The 18,925-nt window shown below is 66.2% G+C and carries 18 protein-coding genes; 4 read left to right on the top strand and 14 right to left on the bottom strand.

Annotated features, from left to right (window positions below; translation table 11 throughout):
* Positions 1-48: 48 nt before the first annotated feature.
* From OG223_RS29320 to OG223_RS29270, 11 genes are all read right to left on the bottom strand, one after another.
* On the bottom strand, positions 49-939 hold the full coding sequence (locus tag OG223_RS29320) for a bifunctional DNA primase/polymerase (protein ID WP_329254930.1): 891 nt from the start codon (positions 937-939) through the stop codon (positions 49-51).
* Entirely contained in the window at positions 936-1,643 is a 708-nt protein-coding gene (locus tag OG223_RS29315; RefSeq protein WP_329265537.1) for a DNA methylase, read from the bottom strand. The genes OG223_RS29320 and OG223_RS29315 overlap by 4 nt, the downstream gene beginning before the upstream one ends.
* Before the next feature lie 133 nt (positions 1,644-1,776).
* On the bottom strand, positions 1,777-2,256 hold the full coding sequence (locus OG223_RS29310) for a hypothetical protein (protein ID WP_329254929.1): 480 nt from the start codon (positions 2,254-2,256) through the stop codon (positions 1,777-1,779).
* Positions 2,257-2,270: 14 nt separating this feature from the next.
* Positions 2,271-2,465: a hypothetical protein gene (locus tag OG223_RS29305; RefSeq protein ID WP_329254926.1), complete on the bottom strand. Its 195-nt coding sequence runs from the start codon at positions 2,463-2,465 to the stop codon at positions 2,271-2,273.
* Positions 2,462-2,737 (bottom strand): hypothetical protein, encoded by a 276-nt coding sequence (locus OG223_RS29300; protein WP_329254924.1) that lies wholly within the window; start codon positions 2,735-2,737, stop codon positions 2,462-2,464. The genes OG223_RS29305 and OG223_RS29300 overlap by 4 nt, the downstream gene beginning before the upstream one ends.
* Before the next feature lie 140 nt (positions 2,738-2,877).
* Complete coding sequence (locus OG223_RS29295) at positions 2,878-5,106, bottom strand: cell division protein FtsK (protein WP_329254920.1); 2,229 nt, start codon at positions 5,104-5,106, stop codon at positions 2,878-2,880.
* A 256-nt stretch (positions 5,107-5,362) separates the two neighbouring features.
* Positions 5,363-5,734, bottom strand: coding sequence for an RRQRL motif-containing zinc-binding protein (locus OG223_RS29290; protein WP_329254918.1), 372 nt, complete (start codon positions 5,732-5,734; stop codon positions 5,363-5,365).
* Positions 5,734-6,720, bottom strand: a complete 987-nt coding sequence (locus OG223_RS29285; protein WP_329254916.1) for a DUF2637 domain-containing protein — start codon at positions 6,718-6,720, stop codon at positions 5,734-5,736. The genes OG223_RS29290 and OG223_RS29285 overlap by 1 nt, the downstream gene beginning before the upstream one ends.
* Positions 6,717-7,370 carry a GGDEF domain-containing protein gene (locus OG223_RS29280; RefSeq protein WP_329254913.1) on the bottom strand — a complete coding sequence of 218 codons (654 nt, stop codon included), beginning with the start codon at positions 7,368-7,370 and terminating at the stop codon, positions 6,717-6,719. The genes OG223_RS29285 and OG223_RS29280 overlap by 4 nt, the downstream gene beginning before the upstream one ends.
* Positions 7,367-7,966 (bottom strand): hypothetical protein, encoded by a 600-nt coding sequence (locus OG223_RS29275; protein WP_329254910.1) that lies wholly within the window; start codon positions 7,964-7,966, stop codon positions 7,367-7,369. Before OG223_RS29275 ends, OG223_RS29280 begins: the two co-directional genes overlap by 4 nt.
* Entirely contained in the window at positions 7,963-8,256 is a 294-nt protein-coding gene (locus tag OG223_RS29270) for a hypothetical protein (RefSeq protein WP_329254907.1), read from the bottom strand. Before OG223_RS29270 ends, OG223_RS29275 begins: the two co-directional genes overlap by 4 nt.
* A gap of 603 nt (positions 8,257-8,859) precedes the next feature.
* On the opposite strand from OG223_RS29270, the gene OG223_RS29265 reads away from it, so the two are divergent.
* From OG223_RS29265 to OG223_RS29255, 3 genes are all read left to right on the top strand, one after another.
* Complete coding sequence (locus OG223_RS29265) at positions 8,860-9,195, top strand: winged helix-turn-helix domain-containing protein (protein ID WP_329254904.1); 336 nt, start codon at positions 8,860-8,862, stop codon at positions 9,193-9,195.
* A gap of 158 nt (positions 9,196-9,353) precedes the next feature.
* Positions 9,354-10,319, top strand: a complete 966-nt coding sequence (locus OG223_RS29260; RefSeq protein WP_329254902.1) for an XRE family transcriptional regulator — start codon at positions 9,354-9,356, stop codon at positions 10,317-10,319.
* A gap of 56 nt (positions 10,320-10,375) precedes the next feature.
* Positions 10,376-11,509, top strand: a complete 1,134-nt coding sequence (locus OG223_RS29255; protein WP_329247221.1) for an IS630 family transposase — start codon at positions 10,376-10,378, stop codon at positions 11,507-11,509.
* 341 nt (positions 11,510-11,850) lie between these two features.
* Here OG223_RS29255 and OG223_RS29250 read toward each other — a convergent pair whose 3' ends face one another.
* The 3 genes from OG223_RS29250 to OG223_RS29240 all read right to left on the bottom strand — a co-directional run bounded on the left by OG223_RS29250 (position 11,851) and on the right by OG223_RS29240 (position 15,730).
* Positions 11,851-12,357 carry a hypothetical protein gene (locus OG223_RS29250; RefSeq protein WP_329254899.1) on the bottom strand — a complete coding sequence of 169 codons (507 nt, stop codon included), beginning with the start codon at positions 12,355-12,357 and terminating at the stop codon, positions 11,851-11,853.
* A 612-nt stretch (positions 12,358-12,969) separates the two neighbouring features.
* Positions 12,970-13,482, bottom strand: a complete 513-nt coding sequence (locus OG223_RS29245) for a hypothetical protein (protein WP_329254897.1) — start codon at positions 13,480-13,482, stop codon at positions 12,970-12,972.
* Between the two features lie 982 nt (positions 13,483-14,464).
* Positions 14,465-15,730, bottom strand: a complete 1,266-nt coding sequence (locus OG223_RS29240) for a DNA sulfur modification protein DndB (RefSeq protein WP_329254895.1) — start codon at positions 15,728-15,730, stop codon at positions 14,465-14,467.
* Positions 15,731-16,246: 516 nt separating this feature from the next.
* Between OG223_RS29240 and OG223_RS29235 the strand changes: the two genes are divergently transcribed.
* The gene (locus tag OG223_RS29235; RefSeq protein WP_329254892.1) at positions 16,247-18,922 is read left to right on the top strand and encodes an ATP/GTP-binding protein; all 2,676 of its coding nucleotides are present in this window, start codon (positions 16,247-16,249) and stop codon (positions 18,920-18,922) included.
* Positions 18,923-18,925 lie beyond the last annotated feature (3 nt).

The raw sequence follows: 18,925 nt of genomic DNA, 5'->3' as shown, positions 1-18,925 counted from the left end.
CGGTGGGGGTGGCCGGAAGGCTCTTCAGGGAGGGGCGGGGAGGGGTGTTCATGCCGCCCTCCGCTGGCTGTTGCGGGCAATCGACCAGTTCAGACCGCTGCGAATGGTCGCCTCACAGGACCGGGGAGCGAGACCAGCCTGCTCCCCCGCCCACTGAAGAGCCTCCTCAACCTGCTCCCTGGGTAGGTCGCCCCACGCGATGAAGCGCCCCAAGGCTCGCGCTGCCCGGAGCAAGGTGGCGTTGCGCTCGCCCTCCGGTGCCGTGCGCACGCTCGCGATTTCGGCGTTCAGGCCCGATGCGGCGTAGCTGGACGCTCGAACCGATGACGGTGCAGCCGTTAGTGCCCGCGGAGCTTGACGGGCCGTCAGAAGGGCGTACAGCCACTCCGGCAGTGGGGCGGGCGGTGTGTCGTCGATGATCGCGTAGGCACCGGTGGGGGTGAGACTGCCGGGGGCGACGACGTAGCCACCCCAAGCACGGGTGTCGATGCGCTTACCGAGCCGTCCGGCCGTGTTGCCGAGCCGCGCGCCGGGTGGGGCGGCGAAATACAGGTGGACCCCACCGCTCGCGGTCCGCGTCGTGCGGGTGGTGGGAATGGCCTGTCCGGCGCGCTCGCAGAGCGCCGCAAAGGTCGTCACGCCGGAAGGCGTGTCCGCACTGCTCTTGCGCTTGGGCATGTCGAGGTCGACGACAACCAGCCCGGACGGACCGGTCGCAATGCCGACGTTGAACGGCAGGTCGCCCCACGCGCGGCGGATGCGGTCCGGGTCGATGGTGGCGCGCTCTTCCCACTTGCGGTGACCGCCGGCGCAGTCTCCGATGCCGGGGCAGACGTCTTCACCGTGCAGGGCCGGACGCTTGTCGCCGGGGCGCAGCGGGAGCACCGCCCATCCTTGCTCGGCTGCGTGCAGCGCGGCGTATAGGAGGTGGTTGTTCATGCCGCCACCCCCAGCACACGGGAGGCGATGAAAGCGCGGCCGATCCACTCCATGTACGCGGGCGGGATAGCCTCCGTCAGTTCCTCACGCACGTCCGTCCATGTGATGCCCATCGCGGCCTGAAGCTCCGGGATGGACGGCTTGCCCCCGCCGTTGCCGTATGCGGCGACATACGGACCGTCGAAGTACTGGCCGTGTCGCCAGCCCTTCACGCGTCCGCGGTGGGCGACGTGCGCCGGCTGTTCAGCGGTCCATCCGCCCAACTCGAAGTTGCGGTGGCGGATGACCCCGAGCCCGAACATCTCGCCGCACAGCCATAGATCCTTGCGGATCTCCGCACGTCCGTTGGGCTGCTCGATGATGTACGGCAGGCCCGTCTTGTCGAGCAGGTCGCGGGTGGGCGCCACGAGGTCTTCGTGGATGCGGCCCCAGCCCTGGGAACGGTTCGTGCCTACGGTCAGAGTGCACTTGTCCTGGCACGGCGGGGACGCGTGCACGAACGCGTACCGCTCGATCTCCCCGGAGAGGATCAACGCGGCGAGCCGTTCGAGCGCGTCGCCCTGGTGGTAGGGGAACGGGTAGTTCGGCCGGTCGCCGATGTCGACACCATCCACGACGAATCCGGCACGGACATAGCCCATGGCAGCGCCGCCGGCGCACGAGAACAGATCAAGCAGGCGCGGCCGGAGTCGACCCCACCTCATTGGAGTGGCGTGGGCCGGACGGCCCTCGCCGAATGCACGACGTTGGGTCATGCTGTAGGTCTCCTGCTCTCTTGGAGGGACTGGAGAACCGGGGCGGGCGCAGGCTTGTGGTGAGACGGCGCCCGCCCCGGGCCTAGCTGTGGAAGTGGTTGCGCTTGAAGACGGCCTTGCGGATGTTGACCGTTGTCCCGCTGCCATGGCCGCTCGCGCTGAACACCTGCACGGCGACCCAGCCTCCGAAGATGACGGCGGCGAGGACGATGAGCTGATGGATCAGCGCGGCCAGGGCGGCGATGAACGTGGTGAGCAGGACCAGGCCGCCGCACACGGCGCTGAACCCGATGCCTCCGAGGGCGATGTTCACCGCCGTACGCGAGACGGCCGGCTTGGTCGCGACGGGTTCGGGCTTGGCGGGCTCCATGGCGTAGCCGGTGACGACGCGGCCGTCCGGCAGGATGATGCTCGTCACCGCGGGGATGCTGCCGGGCTGTACGTGCATGAGCGGCGCGGCGTGCGGTACCGGGGCGAGCGGCGTGGGGTGGTGGACCTCAACGACCGCCGCGTTGTGACCGGCGAGGCGGTGGTGGTCGTAGGCCGTGAGGGGTTCGTTCATGGCAGCTCTCCCGTTCAGTTGCCGAGGGCGGACAGGGTGTCGGCGGATGCCTGCACGAGGTTGTGGATGGGCTCGTAGGCGCCGGTCCCGGCGACGAAGAACCCGAACAGGAACAGCACCAGGGCGGCGCCTCCGCCGGCGGACTTGGTCTTGACGGCGAGGGCGGAGGCGGCGCCGAACAGCAGCACGGCGGAGATGTTCAGGATCATCGGGAGCCTTCCGGGCGCGGGGTGTCGGTGCCGGCGCGGTAGATGCGGGCCCAGCGGTTGTAGAGCCAGCGGCCGATGCGTATGCGTTTGCCGGTCGCGTGGCAGCGGCGGCAGTCCTTGCCGCGCTTCTGGCGGCCCTTGCGGTCGGTCTTCATCTGGAAGCCCCAGCCGTTGCACTTGCGGCAGTTGCCAAACGGCGAGGCAGCACACACAGTCGCGTAACACAGAGTGACAGCGAAGGGCATGGCGATAGCGAGCAGGGTGGGGGTCATCAGAGCCCTCCCAGGCGGTTTTCAGGGGTTTCCGCAGGTGGGCCGCTATCCGCTAGCGGCCTGATCAGATCGGGTTTGGGGCGCTAGCGGGGCCGCTAACGTTAGCGGGGTGTGCCGCTAGCGCTAGCGGCCCCGGAGCGTCAGCCCGCGTCCCGGCTTCCGTCACGCTCCGCAATCGCCGTGACGATGTGAGAGCGGTCGATACCGCGCCGGTTGACCACCTTGCCGTTCACCCGGCGCCCCACCTGGATGGTGGAAACGCCGTGCGGCTTGAGCGCCGCGGCGAGCCCCTCGGGGTCCCAGCCGTCGTAGACGTCCTCGCGCAGGTCGGCGAGGCGGGCCACGACAGTCTCGGACCACACCTTGGGCTCATCGGCCGCAACGACGGCGAGGATGTCGCGCAGCAGGTCGTACGCGCTGCCCGCGTCCACCTCCGGCTCTTCCCCGAGCGCGTAGCCGGAAAGGGTGCCGGCGAGTTCGCGCGCCTTGCGGGCACGGGCACCGATGGCATCGGCGGCCGGGGCGTCCACGTAGACCGAGCCGACGATCCGGGCGTCCGAGCCTTCACCCACGAAGTAGTGAATGCCCTTGTCACCCCAAGAGAACATGGTCGCGCGCACCCCGCGCTTGTACGCGGACGTGCCGAGCACCATGTCGTTCTCCAACTGGCCCATGACCTTCAGGCAGAACCGCGCCGACGCGTTCGCAGAGATGCCCGTGGGCAGCGCCTTCGCGTCCGGCCGCTGCGTCGCCAGCAACAGCACGATCCCCGTGGCCGGACCGCGCTTGACCAGGTCGGTGCAGATCTCTTCGAGTTCCTTGCCGTACTTGTCGTGCTCGAACCAGACCTGGCACTCATCCGCCCCGACCACGATCGGGTGCAGTCCCAGGTGCTTCATGTCGGCAAGCTGGGACGTCACCTTGGACTCGGGGCAGATGTCGCGCGGCAGTGAGCGAATCATCTTGGCGCGGCGGCGCAGTTCCTCACGCAGTGCGCGCAGGTCCCGCACCGCGTACTCGATGTCCTCTTCCTCGTCACCCGCGCGGTGGCGGTAGGACACGGCGTTGCCGACCGGGTCCAGGTCACCGGTGCCCTTGAGGTCGTAGGTGTGGAGCTCCGCACGCGGGTCCAACGCGGCGATGAGCAGCAGCAGTCGAAGCAGGAAGGTCTTGCCCATGCGCGGGATCGCGCCGATGACGGCCGCGATGTACATGAGCGTGATCTCGACCCAGCGTCCGCGCTGGTCGGTGCCGAACGCGACCGGCTTGAACAGGTCCGTGCTGCCCGACTTCGCCAGCGGCCACGCGGGCTTCTTCGCCTTGGACATGTCCTGGTCGCCGACCCACAGCACCAGGTGACCAGTGTGCTCATCGGCCACCGCCTCCGGCCACACGCAGCCCAGCGGGCGGCGCAGACCGGACGCGAGCCGGTCGCGGCGCTCGATGACGTCGGTCACCGTGACGCCATACGGGAGGTTGCCCTCCGCACGCCACCCCGGACCGTCACGCGTGATGGGCGCGGTGAACTCGAATCCGTCGCGACCCTTGCCCTGCGCCTGGTTGATGGCGGGAATGCCGAGCGAGCCGAGCGCACGCAGCACGATGTCACTGGTGAGCTTGACGGCCTTGGGCAGTTCCACCGCCCTGTGGATAACCGGGGCATCCGCCTTGCGGCCGGCGAACCCGAGCGCCATCACAACCGCGCCGACCGAAACGGCCTGAAGCCAGTCGGGGGCGAGGACGTACAAGGCCAGTGCGGAGCCGAGCCCGATGAACATCGCGAGCACGGTGACGAGGGTGCGCAGTCGGACGCGTCCGTCGCGCTGCCGTGACAGCTTCAGGTACTCGGCTGCGTCCTCGCGGCGGACCGCGGCGAGGCGGACCGGTTCGCCCTCGCGGTCGGCCATCCACCGCAGCGTGCCGCCCACGAACTTCGCTGCACCCGACGGGGCTTGGAGCGTGAGGCGTGCGGCGTAGACCGGGGAGCGCAGGGCGTGATAGCCGACCGAGTGCGCGTAGTGGCGAGCCACCCACGCGGTGGCGGTCTTCAGTTCCGTCACGGACTGAAGCCACGGCGGAACGACCGGACGGCGCTGCGCGGCGAGCAGCCGACCCAGGTAGCCCGGACCCGTCGCCTTCGTGGTCGGAACGTCGACCATCACGCGGGCGGTCGGGTCGCCCGACTCGGCACCCGACCGACCGGCCTCCGGGTCGGAGTCGGGTCGGGCGGTCGGGTCGGGCGACTCGGTACGGGCCGACCGTGCCTTGTCGAGGTCGACTACGTCGCCCCCCAAGTCGGACGCGTGGTCGGTGTTCAGTTCTGCTTCGAGTCGGTTGAAGAGTTCGTTCTCGTCGTCGGGGTGCTTCACTGAAGGTTCCTTCCAATGGGAGGAAAGGCGGGGTCCGGCCGTCGCTGTAGGAGGTGGGCGGACGGACCCCGCACGCGGTGGTGCTACGGGGGTGGCATGGGGAAAACTGAGTCCAGGACGCGACCGTGCGAGTGGTGCGGCAAGCCGGTGCAGCAGCCGGAAAGCCGCTGGCGCAAGCGGCGTTATTGCAGCAAGGCACACCGGCGCAGGAACCGAATCGCGGAAGCTCTCTGGGAGTTCCTGGACTTCTGGTAGGTCAAGCGGCGCGCTGTTCCTCGGGGTAGGCGCAGGGCACGCACATGCCGAGCGAGGTGGGGATGACGTATCCCGCGTCGGTGCGGCACTGCGGGCAGGTGCGGCGGGCGCACATCGCCTTGGCGAGCGCGGCCCGTTTGCCGGCCGTCATCGGCCGGACCGGCTTGGCGCGGTCGACGCGGTAGAGGTAGGCGACCAACGGGCCGCGCCGGTAGCGCGGGCGCAGCACCTGAGCCGCTATCGGCTGACCGCCCGGACGTAAGCCACGGGCCCGGAGCTGACGGCGGGTAACCAATCCGTCCGGGGCGTAGCGCCACGGGTAGGTGGGCACTCCGTAGGTCGCGCCGGTCGGGTCGAAGCACTTGCCGAACATCAGGCGGCCTCAGCCGTCGTGTTGTCGCTCTCCGCAGCGTCCACGGAGTGCAGCGGGCGGCCGTCGGCGCGTTCGGCCTTCAACGCGTCGCGCAGCGAGCGGGCGTTGGCCTGCGAGACGTGCACCGCTGTACGGATGCGGTCCGCGGTCAACTCCCTGTCCGGCCAGAGTGCGGTGAGCGTGCGCGCCTCGGTCAGTAGCTCCTCGAAGGTGCGCTGTGCCTTGGCCTTGCCTTTGGCGGGGGTCTGCCGGCGCGGCCGGGGCTTGGCGTCGACCGACGGCGCTGCCGGGGGCGGGGTGGTGTCTTCGGTGGCGGGGGTGAGGTCGCCCATGCGCAGCATCACGCGCTCACGCCGCGGGGTCTTCCTGCGCCAGTTCCAGCCGAAGCGCTCATGCAGGTCGGCACGGGCCAACAGCCGATCGCGCTCGCAGGTCAACGCCATCGTGTAGGAGGTGACTTCCCACAGCGTCATACGGCGCCACAGCGCGAACGTCGACACCGGCGCCAACAGCCATCGGGAGAACCGGATCTTTTCCATGCGGCGGCCGGTGGCCGCGCCGATGCGAACGGCGTAGACGTGCGCGCCGATCTCGGAGAACACCACCCACAGCAGCGGCATCGTGCCGTGCGCGACCTTCGCCGACAGCGAGTGTCCGGCCGCGATGTTCAGCCCGCACGTGATCAGCGTCAGCGCCCAGGGCACGAACCGCACCCACGCAAGCGCCATGTCCATCCGGATAAGGAGGAGGTTGGCGACAGTGAACACCGGGATGGACACGTCGATGCCGACCGGCAGCATCCACGGAGCGGAGAACCCCCAACTCGCCGCGGCATCGGACACCGCGTCGAAGGAGGAGATCAGACCGAGCGCGCCGACACCGGCGGCGGCAAGCGCGCCAACACCGGCGAGGCCCAACTCCGGGCGGGTCAGCGGCGGTACCCCGGAGGCGGTCGCCTCGGGGGCGGGGGGCGTAGTGACGGTCATGCCGCGGCCTCCGTCCCGCCGTGTGTACCCGAGCGGCCGGCGCGGCGGCCGTTGACCGTCCCGCTCTGCAAGGTCAGGTCCAGGGCGGTGAGCCAGTCGGCACCGGAGTGCTTGGCCGTGTACATCTGCTCATCCGCCAACCGCAGCAGCGTGGATAGGTCCACGTCGTCTGTGCGCGGGTCGTAGCCGACCGCGCCGATGGAGGCGCCTACCGTGAGGGGGCGGCCGTCGACGGTGACCGGCTGCTCGATGGCGCGGGTCAACTCGCCCAACGTCCACGACAGATCAGCGAGGCTGTACACGCGGGCGACCGCGGCGAACTCATCGCCACCCAGGCGCACCACGATGCCGGCGTTGACGTCGGCCCATTCCGCGAGCCGCTCACCGGTGGCCGCGATGATCGCGTCCCCGGCAGCGTGCCCGTAGGTGTCGTTGATCTCCTTGAACCTGTCGAGGTCGATGACGTAGACCGCGCTCTGGCCGCCCGCCAGAACCTTCGGAGCGCGTTCGGCGAACGCGTCACGGGTCCACAACCCGGTCAGCGGGTCGCGCCGGGCTGTCTCGATACGGCGGCGCAGGCGCAGCGCGTGCAGCGACCATCCGGCCGCCATCGGTACACCCGACGCAGCGGCAAACAGCAGCTCACTCATGCCGCACCGCCCTGGAACGAAGGGTTGACCAGGCCGGTCAAGTCGGCGATCTCGTCGCCGGTCAGCACGGTCCGTTCGTCCATGGCGTGTGCCACGGTGCGGATCTCGCGCCACAGGTGACCGACCTTGCGCCGCGCCATGCCCTGCACCATCCCCCAGGACTTGCCGCCTTCGGGAACGCGGGTGCGACCGAGGCGGTAGCCGAACTGACGGAGGACGTCGATAGCCAGCTCACAGTCATGGGCGGCGGCGCACGCGGCAGCGCGCTCCGGGGTCCACAGGCCGTAGGCCATCAGGTAGGTGACGTGGGCGAGTTCGCCAGCCGCGCACTGTGCGGCGTAGTGCCACGGCGGGGTGTCCTGCGTCTGATGCGCGGTGTTGCCGGTCACGGCCCACGTGCCGGGCTCCGGCTCCCACGCGATGACCTCGGACGTGATGACGTGCATGCCGTACGCCATGGACAACACGGCGTGCCCAGCCTCATGAAAGGCCATGCCCAACCGGGCCTGCCCGTACGTCAGCGGCATGTTCAGGAACGGACGCGGCTCACCGTTGTGGTCAGCCAACACCTCAGGGGCGGGAGTCGTCGTCCTCATGCCGCCGCTCCCTTCCGGGAGACCCGACGCCGGACGGCCGGCCGGGTCAGCGGGACGACGTTGAACAGCTCCGGGGCGTGCGCCTCGATCACCTCGACGGCGATACGGGCCACGGTGTCCGGGAGACCGGGGTTGTCGGCGAGGATGTCGCGCGCCGCGTCCAGCCGGGCCGCGCGCTCTTCCTCGCTCTCGCCCTCTTCCCCGAGCCACAGCTCAGGCGGAGTGCCCAGGGCCAGTTCGATGAAGTCGTTCGTGGTGACGGCCTGATGGCCGCCGATGTATGAGCGCATGGCGAAGCTCCTGAATTGGAGGGACAGGAAGCCGGAGCAATCGCAGGCGTTTGGTGAGACGGCGACTGCTTCGGGAGGGCGAAAGTCGTTGTAGAACACCGGAGTTCGGCTCCTCTCAACCCCGTCCGTACGGGAGCGCTCCGCAGAGCGCCCGGACGGACGGGGCGAGCAACCGGCGCGGCGCTAGCCGCCGCGATTCGGTGGAAGGTGACCGGTTGGGCGCGGCACCAGTGGTGCCTGCGGACCGAGGATGGAGCGGCGCCGCCGTGCCGGTCGATCACGGCCACGCCCATCACATTCGTCGACTCACTGAAGCTCCTTCGACTTGCTGACCAGGGGTTACGCACTGCAAGGGGGACCATGTCCCCACTCGCCGGCCGTTGCTCGCGGTCACCGGGCCACCTCGCCAGTCGGGCCGAAGCCCTGTCCCCTGGCCTTTAGCGGGATTGCAGCGTCCCCGCCCTATGCATTCGTGCAGGTCAAGCGGTTGCTGCTCCGAGATTTCCGGAGCCCGCTCGTTAACTAGCTTGCACTAGTCTGCTGTGGTGCACAACCCTCGTGAGTGATGCGCTCTAGTTCGCTGTGGTGGGTACGCTTCAGAGCATGACTGTCACAGGAGGGCCGAAGCCGAAAGCGGCGCAGGTCGCGGACGCACTGCGCGCTGACATCAAGAAGATGAAGCCGGGCGACAAGCTCCCGTCACAGCGCGAGTTGATCGACCGGTTCGGGTTCGCAAGCCAGACCATCCAGAACGGCCTGGCCTCACTCAGGGCCGAAGGGCTCATTGTTTCGGCCGGGAACCTCGGTAACTTCGTCAGTGACGGAGCTTCTCCCAGCAACGACGCGCAGGACGACATCAAGGAAATCCGCTCCCAGATTCAGGCGTTGACTGAACGGGTCGCAGCGCTCGAAGAACGTTCCGCCCCGGATGGTGCTTGATCTGCAACCAGCATGCGAGGAACGGGAGTTGAGACGTAAGTGACAGCCAGGGGACGGAAAGGCGGAGGTGGGGACATGTCCAGTGACACCCCGGTGTCCCCTTCCCTGTCCCCCTGGCACGCGGGTGAGACTCGGAGCAGGCACTCGGAGGAGGGCACATGACCGACGACAGGCCCGCATGGGCGCGGCGCATCGCTGCCGAGCGAGCGGCACGCGACTGGTCGCAGCGCGACGCAGTCAGGGCACTGCGGGTGCACGCTCCCACGGAGCTGCCCGCAGAGGAGAGCATGATTCGCCAGTGGAAGCGTTGGGAGTCGGGCCAGATGCCGAACGACTTCTACCAGCCGATCATCGCAGCCCTCTTCGGTACCGTGACGCACGCGCTCTTCCCGGCGCCGGCACGGCGGGACGGCGACCGGGAGATCCTGGCGGCATCCGGCATGGAGACGCTGGAGATCGTGAGCCGCCTCAACCGGTCCGACGTCGACAACTCCACGCTCGATGCTCTGCGGATCACGGCAGACCGGCTCAGCTCGGAGTATCCGTTCATGCCGAGCGAGCAGCTCCTGATCGAGGGGCGGCAGTGGCTCCGGCGCGTCGTCGACCTCCACAAGAAGAGCCTCACGCTCGCGCAGCACCGCGAGGTTCTCGCTCTGTCCGGTTGGCTCGCGCTACTGGTCGGCTGTGTCGAGTACGACACGGGCGCCCGCCACGCTGCCGAGTCGACGCGACAGGCCGCGCTCTCGCTCGCGACCGAAGCTGAGCACGCAGAGGTCGCCGGGTGGGCTCACGAGATGCGGGCATGGTTCGCCCTCACGACCGGCGACTACCGCGGCGTCATCGCAGCATCGCGGGCCGGAGCGGACGCCGCGCCCCATCACGGTGAGGCTGTACAGCTCGCAGCCCAGGAGGCCAAGGCATGGGCGCGGCTTGGGGACCGCCGGCAAGTTGAGGTCGCGCTGGACAAGGGGCGACGCATGCTCGAAGCAATGCCGTACCCGGAGAACCTGGATAACCACTTCGTCGTGGACCCTGCCAAGTTCGACTTCTACGCGATGGACTGTTACCGCCTGGTCGGCGAGAACCAGCTAGTGCCGCATCAAGCAACGTTGGCCCTGTTGTGATGTGACGCGCCGTCCGGATGCTGTGCCGGGCGGCGCGTGTCCGACACCCTGTCCGAGTGGCAGAGCGAGTACGTGTCCGAGAGATCGACGATGACGAGGGGCGGCGGCTTCTGCGGATCATCCGCAGGGGGACCGGGTCGGTGGTGACCTGGCGCCGGGCCCAGATGGTCCTGCTGTCCGCGCAGGGCATGCCGGCAGCGAAGATCGCCGAGGTGTCGTTCACCAGCGACGACCGGGTCCGCGATGTGATCCACAACTTCAACACCGACGGCTTCGACTCGCTCTACCCGAAGTACAAAGGCGGCCGCCCCAAGACGTTCACGCTGCCCGAGCGCCGTGAGATCAAGAAGATTGCCAAGTCCAGGCCCACCGAGCACGACCTGCCGTTCTCGACCTGGAGCCTGGCCAAACTGGCGGACTTCCTGGTCGCCGAGGGGGTGGTCGACGACATCAGCCACGAGGGCCTGCGCATCCTGCTCCGCGAGGAAGGCGTCTCCTTTCAACGCCTGAAAACCTGGAAGACCTCCCGCGACCCCGACTACGCGGCCAAGAAGGCCCGCGTCGAGCACCTCTACGCCATCGCCGACGGCGAGGTCACACCCGAGGACGGCGAACCCGATGTCGTCTTCTGCATGGACGAGTTCGGTCCGCTCAACCTGATGCCGCACCCCGGACGGCAATGGGCCGAACGCGGCGGCAGGCACAAAGACCCCGCCCGCGAACCGCGCCGCAGACGCCGGGCCACCTACAACCGTTACGGCGGAGTCCGGCACCTGTTCGCCGCCCTGGACCTGGCCAAGGACAAGCTCTACGGCCACATCAAGCCGGTCAAGAGGCGCACGCAGTTCCTGGAGTTCTGCCGCTACCTGCGCACTCTCTACCCGCCGGACACCCGCATCGCGATCATCTGCGACAACTTCTCCCCGCACCTGACCACGAAACGCTGCCGGCGGGTCGGCACCTGGGCCGCGGACAACAACGTCGAGATCGCCTACACCCCGACGAACTCCTCCTGGCTGAACCGGATCGAGGCCCAGTTCACCGCCCTGCGGTACTTCACCCTCGACGGCACCGACCACGCCACCCACAAGGAACAAGGCAGCATGATCCGCCGCTACATCATCTGGCGAAACCGCCATGCCGACGACCGGCGCCTACGCGCGGTCGTCGACAGGGCCAACGTTGCTTGATGCAGCACTAGCTCGCACGCTCGCTGAAGAGGTGTTGAGGGCAGGGACGGACTTCGACGGTACCGAGCGCTCACCGATGCGAAACGCTGAAGCCCGCGTAACGCTGGGCGTCACGGCGGCACGTGAAGGCGACTTGGAGCAGGCACTCATCATGGGTGAACGCGCCCTCGAAGGGGACCGTCAGTCGGTGCCGTCGCTCATCATGACCAGCCGAGAACTCGCAGCAGAGATGCGGAGCCGATACGTGTCAGAACCTGCGGCCCAGGAGTACATTGCACGGCTACACACCCTGGGACAGGAAAAGCCTGGCTTCCTGCCTCGATAACAGGGGAGCAGTGATTTCAAGTGCCGACTTCACTCACCGCGCCACTTACCTCACTCGCATCTTCCTCTACAACAGAACCATGAAATCTCAAAACCTCAAGCAAAAACGCTGGAATGCCCATACGCGTCGATAGTTGCTGAATAAACTCTCGCGCATAAGGGCGGATTACCAGGCGCCCAGTAGAGTTCGCAAATTTTTCAAGCTCCGCCTCATCCGGATCTTCTTCCCGAACGACAGAGAAAGCAGCAACGAAAGACGCTTTAATGACGGCAATTCGATCCCCGTCCGAATTTATCAATTCTGCCGTATATCGATCCCTGCAAGCAATCAATCCCTTAGAAGCATCTTTGGGATTGCGACTAAAACTTCCCTGAGACTCGACCGACACCTGAGCATCACCGGGATTATAGTGCTTTGCTGGCCCGCGCCTAGCTGAAGCGTCCCCCAACACTACTTCCACCAAAGAAGAAGCGTCTGTAATGACCTCGCCATCCGCATGCGTTTGGGAATTGCGAGCTGACATTACTTACCCTCCAGAGAATGAGCCGGAGAGTCATCCTCGCGAGATTCACTCACCTCGGGCGCCTCTGCCGTAAAGTGCGCTAGCCAAGAAGGGCTTTCAAGGACATGCCACACTTTGGGTGTCTCTTGATGCTCTCGGGTTACGGCCCGGGTTACATCAAAATCTTGATCGGGCATGACGAACAGGACCGACAAAGCTGGTGCCACAACGTCACCATCCGTGACGCTGCATCGCGAAACCGACACACTCATCCGCTCTACACGTGATGTGCCGATCACTTCCGAACTCTTTTCGATCCGCTTGCGTACACGCCGCGGGGCAGTCGGCAAAGACTCGCCGCCATCGACAGGCTCAGCACTCAACCGAGGTTCAAATCCCATAGCGCGCAGGTACCGAGCTAGCGTAGAGATTCGAATGTTTCCGTCACTATTTAGCACCTGAGAGACAGCCCCCTCCGATACACCCAAGAGTGACGAAAGCTCCTTGTTCGACTTTCCAGATACCCTCTTAGCTTGCTCCAGACAACTAACCACACTCTGGGCCAGGCTCGCCGCAGAAAGTTCTTGAGCCCCGCGAGGAAAACTGGCGTAGTTCTCAATCAAGCTCTTTTCGTCACGGCTTGTCATGCTCTACGTCCTCCTCTCGTACCAGCAATGCAAGTTCAATTGCCTCCGGTGGAGCCTTCGGACCTTCCTTCGCCCATCCATTGGTAAGACGCAAGATGGGGTCCAGCTCCGGGTACCACCAGAAATCATCGTTTGATTCAGGGTCAGCAATCCGACGATCGTCGACCTTATCCTTGGGTTCATACCCCCCGTCACCATAGGTATCAAAGTATGCGATCCGATGATGATCGTGCTTAACCTCCCATATACCATCCTCTAGGAAGTTGACGGCCCGCTGATAGGGCGGATAGCCCTTTTCCCCAATATGCCTGAGATGCACAAACAGCTTGGCTGCGTTATGTAGTTGATTTTCATCCGGCGGGCTTTGAAAGTATGGATCAGCAGACCAGTCCCCAACCTTGAGATCTGCCCAAAACGCTGCCGCCGGTGAAGATCCGTCTTCCCTCGTCGCACATTCGATACGATCATGGAATGAACCCTTACGGCCCCGCCAGACCACACACCTACTACCTTTAGTAAACACTAAAGTCCCCCTCGCCGTGAAGGCGTATGCCGTGATCCTTAATGACACTCAGTACTTTCCCCAGGTAGAAGCGACGTAGGCCAGCAAAAAACCACTCGACTGGCTGATTGTCGACAAGTCACCAGAGGAAGCACAGGTCACAGGCGCATCAAGCCCTGTCACGCCCCTCAAATCGCACAGAGTTACGACCGTCCGTGCACGCATCCCCCAAAGACCCCACCCTCAGTGAAATGGAGCTAGATAGTAACCAGCGAGCGCGCTGAGCGATAGCTGTTCTTCGCTTCCGATAGGTCACGAACTTGCTGCGGCTACCACGGCTCAGATCCACTTCCGATCAGCTCAACATGCGGTCGCAAGAGGCTGTTTGGGCTCTCAGTGCGAGACTGCAAGCAGCGTTTGAAGCCATGTGCCACGTGACTCTTCAACTGGTGCGGAGCGCTGCCCGGTCTCACGCTGTGTAATGCTTCAGCGTGCCCCCACGATCTTCTTGCTCTGGCTGACGGCTTGCCCAGGGGGCCAAACGGGGGGCCAAACGTTGCAGCCTCACCAGCACTCGTGCGGACTGTCTTGGACAGCCACGGAACCGAACGAGCAGCCCTGGTACCTTGGCTGCCAGCTCCCGAGAGCCCCTGATCGCGTTCGGGACGAAGAGGTCGTGGGTTCAAATCCCGCCACCCCGACAGTGAAGTACCAGGTCAGGGGCCTGATCCGCGAGAGCGGGTCAGGCCCCTGAGTGGTTTCCAGGGCCAGTTGGGGGAAATCTGGGAGAAGATCTTGGAATCTCTCTCCCAGAGGCCACTCACTGGGGGTGGGCGCAGACGCTCCCGCAAGAGGTCGTGCGCAGGGCCATGGGAGACGGTGGTGGACTCGGCCGAGCGTGTCGACTGGTCCCGTTCGCGCTAGAAGCTCGAAGAGCGCGGTCCTTCAGGAGCGGCGCTCTTCAGTCCCGGTTCTTCGCCTACAGGGCGGCGGGGGCCTTCTTGTACCAGCCGGTGATAACGCCTACCAGGTGGACGATATTCTGCGTCCGCATGATCGGTGCCGAAGCGTTCGGCTCGAAGTCGGCGTTGGCCCCGGTAGTACGCCAAATGCTGGTCTCGGATACAGGCGCAGCCATGTGCGAGTCGAGGCGCTTGAAGAACTCGGTGATGTCGTCGAGCTCGACCGGATTCTCGCCCGCTCGCAGTTCTCGGAACACGCCACCGAGAACGCGAAGCATACCCACCGAGCCGAGCAGCGAGGCCCGGCGTACTTCCTGGGCCATGGTGAGATCCCCAGGATGACGCTCCGCCTCGGTGTCATCCTCGGTGAGGGCGGCAAGGTCGGTGAAGGCGTTGGAGATAACGTCCAGGAAGTCCTTGACCTGCTCGATCACCTCACCGTCAGTGAGAGTCTGCTCGGCCTTCTTACTGATCCGGCCGCCGGCACCGGCGATGACGGCACGGGTGATGTCGGCGACGTGCTTGGCACCCATGAAGTTGGGGTTCTTAAGAGTCATGCGGTCCTGCTCGGCGTCGACTCGACCCTTCAGCAGCGGGTGGTCGATGACGTCGGACAGGGTGCGGTTGGCGACCTTGTAGCTGTCGAACCGGGCGCGGACGGCACTACTGATGCCCTTGGCGTTGTCGGCAACGTCCACGAACATCTGCTGAGACTTGATCGGGTCCGGCTCGACATAGATGTCAAGGCCGACGTACTCGGCCTTGAGCCGATTCATCTGGCCGATGAGCTTCTCGCGCTCGGCCTCGAGTTTCGCGGCCTTCTCCGGGCTGACCTTGCGAGCCAGCTCGCGGTCGACCGCGGAGATGGCATCCGTGATGCGCTGCTTCTCGATGGCAACGCCCAGCACACGGTGTTGGCCGTCGATGGTCCGCAGGCTAGAGATGCCTCCGATCGCCCACGGAACGACGAGGTAGCCGACGGCGCCCTGGTCATCCACCTTCTCGAAGGTGCATCCGCCGCCATCCCGGGCCAGCAGAGCAGGGGCCACCCAGTCCTGCTTCGTGTCGAGGTACTCACCGAAGTGCTTGGCGTGAAGCCGGTCGACCTTGCGGTTGTCCTTGTCGACGTTGTTCGGATCGGGGACAGGGAGGATGGTCGGAAGGTCGAGGAGGGGAACGCGCACGCTGTAGACCGTGCGGCCGCCCTGAGGGGTCCTGATGGCGAGGTACGTGCTGGAGTCCTGCGGCTTGGACAGACGCAGCGGGTCGACGGAAATGCTCACGAGAAGCCCCTCAATGGGATCAGCCACGCACTTGGCTGGCGCAGCAACTACCCAACCGTAGACTTCAGTTGGCAATCAGGGCGAGTAATTTCTTACTATCCAGACTAAGTTGGTGACTTCTGAACTCAAGTTGTAGACAAGAGACCGAATTTGATGACTCTTGACCGACCACGTCCATCGGCCTGGCCAGCCACCAGGTTCTAGAGAAGGGCGGGCATGCAGATGGGATGAGCGCTCCATCGTGGCCCGGTGGCCCGGTAGCTGGAACGCCGAAGTGGGCCAGCTACTCACATGGGTAGCTGGTTAGGGCACATGCCCAACCGAGCATCCAGGGACGCCTCCCACTCAGCGGTGAGATTCGCCAACAGTTCGTCCCGCATCTCTCGGGTGATGTGGGAGTAGCGCCGGCTCAACTGCCGCGTGCCGGATGCGATCTGCGAACCTGCCTGAATGCGTGCGTGCCATGCTGTCGTCAACGGAGCCCGGCTTGGCTCCTGTTGACCGTTAGGGGGAGCTGTGGCAGGGCGGGATCTTCGAACGTTGTTCAGCTCGAACGACCGGAGCATCGCCGCCAGTGAGGCGTTCACGAACCGGCAGGCACAGTGGCAGGCCGTAACGGCCGGCCTCGCCGAGCACACACGGCACGTGACCTGTGCGGACTTCGATGTGGAGGACCTGGAAGCTCCCCGCCGCAACATCCTCGTGTTCCACGGTGTGGGCGGGATCGGCAAGTCCACGCTCTCCCGCAAAATCGAGGCATCGCTGGCCCGCAGCGATCACCGCCCGGCGCAATGGGAAGCGCCGACCCACCCTCAGGAGCGGACTCTGCCGGTCCGTATCGATCTCGCGCGCGCCGCGGGGACGGACTTCGAACGCGTCATCCTCACCATCCGTCTTGCCGTCGCCGCGCTCGGCCAGCCGATGCCCGCCTTCGACCTCGCCCTGCGCCGCTACTGGGAGCACAACCACCCGGGCGAAACGATCGAGGATCACCTGCGCCGGAGCGGGTTGCTGAGCCGCTTCAGCGCCGCTGCCGCGCTGCCCCAGCAGATGCAGTCCGCGCTCAGCGATGTCGCCCAGGTCCTGCTCCTGCCCGGCACAGTCGGCAGTGCCCTCGGGCACGGGGCCGGAGCGCTCATCAAGGCGTTACGCGAACGGCGCCAGTCCGTACGCGCCCTAGCCGGCTGCTCCCGCCTGGCCGACCTCCTGGAGGCCGAGCCCGACCTGGAAGCCCTCAGCTTCTACCCGCACCTCCTCGCCTGGGACCTGACCCAACTCCCGGCCGGCAAGAGCCCACTACCCGTGATCCTGCTGGACACCTTCGAGGACACCGGCGACCGCACGCACCGCGACTTCGAACGTCTGCTCCAACGCATCGTGTGGTTGATGCCCAACGCGTTCTTCGTCGTCACCGGACGCAACCGCCTCCAGTGGGCGGAGACGAGCCTGGAGGGGCAGCTCGACTGGGCTGGGCCGCACGCGTGGCCCGGTCTCGCAGCAGCCGACACGGCACATGTGCAGCAAGCTATATCGGGCCGTCAGGTCCTGATCGGCGACTTCTCTCCCGAAGACTGCGAGGACTACCTGGTCCGCAGGCTGAGCCGCGACGGGCAGCCGCTGATCGACGAACCGCTCCGCCGGATCATCACCGAGCGCTCCCACGGATTGCCTCTCTACCTAGACCTGTCGGTCATGCGCTACCTGGAACTCCGACGCGGCGGCAGACAGCCGCAGGTCACCGACTTCGACCACGACTTCCCCGCCCTGATCGCCCGTACCCTCAGCGACCTGACCGCCGATGAGCGCCACGTGCTCCGCTCGGTCAGCCTGCTCAGCGCATTTTCTGTCCCCCTGGCCACCCAAGCCGCCGGCATGGACCACGACGCACCCGCCCTACGGCTGGCCGAGCGCCCCTTCATTCGGGAGTCCTCTTCCGGTGTGTGGCCCTTCCATGTCCACGACTTGATCCGCTCCGCCATTCGCAATGCGGACGACGGCAGTGACGACCGCTGGTCGGAGCAGGACTGGCGGCGCGCGGCCCAACGAGCCTTCCACGCCCTGGAATCCCAGTGGTGCCAGGACCTGCGACACGATCGCGCCGTCCTGGTCGGCTGTCTCCAGCAAGGACTGCTCCTCGCACGGGACTTCCATTTCGATCTCGGCTGGCTCGCCGATGCCGCATTCCAGTATGTAGGGGACTCCGTCTGGGAACCGCTGGCGCTTCCCGCCGCCGATGCCACGTCGTCAGGTGGCCTGCAGACCGCGGCGGATGCCCTGGTGGAAACGCTGAGCGCCGTCGCCCGACGCCAGCACGAGCACCGCGAACGCACGACCAGTCGGCTCTCGGCCGTCCTCGCCTCGGAGCTGCTCCCCGATGACCTGGTCGAACTGGCCACGTATTACCTGGCGAAGGCCCAGCGAGACCTCGGTCTGACCGATGATTCGCGTCGCGGGATGCACCGCGTCGCCTCCGCCGACGGTCGGCTCGCTTCCGCGGCTCGGCGCGGCCTGGCACACCTGAGCCGACTGTCCGGAGACTTCCCGACCGCGGTCGAAGCCGCGGGGAGGCTGGGCTGGGAGGGGCGGCACCATCGGGTGTTGGGAGACGTGTGGTGGGTGCAGGGCGACATGGAGCGGGCGATAGCCGCCTACCTGGCAGGCCGGAACGAAGCTGAGGAGCACGGTGTGTTCGGCGAGACCGCCATGGTGCAGGCTCATCTCGCCTTCGCCGTCTCCTTCTCCGATCCGCTTCGGGCCGACGACGAACTCGATCTGGCGGAACGGCTGTTGTCTCACCTCAGCCTGCGCTCCAGCGAGATGACCGCTCGCATCGCCGTGCTCGTACGCGACGCCGGGTTCGCCGCCGACCTGCCCGGCCGGGCGGCCGTCCTGCTCGCCGAAATCGGTGTCTCCGGCATTGCCTACGCCGCGGCGAAACTGCAACTGGCCCTGTGCTTCCACCACGCCGTCCTCAACGCCCAGGACGACCTCGCCACCGCGATCACACGCCTGTGCGAACTCACGCAGAGCGGCGACTACGCCTACTACGTCGACATCGCCCACTTCATGGCTGGCCTTTCGCTTCCCGAGCACACCGCGCGAGCACGGTGGATCGACGGAGAACAACAGACCCGTGACCGATGGCGCCACCTGGTTACGACACGTCGCAATCAGCTCGTCACGACTCGTTAGGCT

The organism is Streptomyces sp. NBC_01478 (genome assembly GCF_036227225.1).
GTDB lineage: Bacteria > Actinomycetota > Actinomycetes > Streptomycetales > Streptomycetaceae > Streptomyces.
Note: the sequence above shows the minus strand (reverse complement) of the source record. Positions and strands in the feature narration are given on the sequence as shown.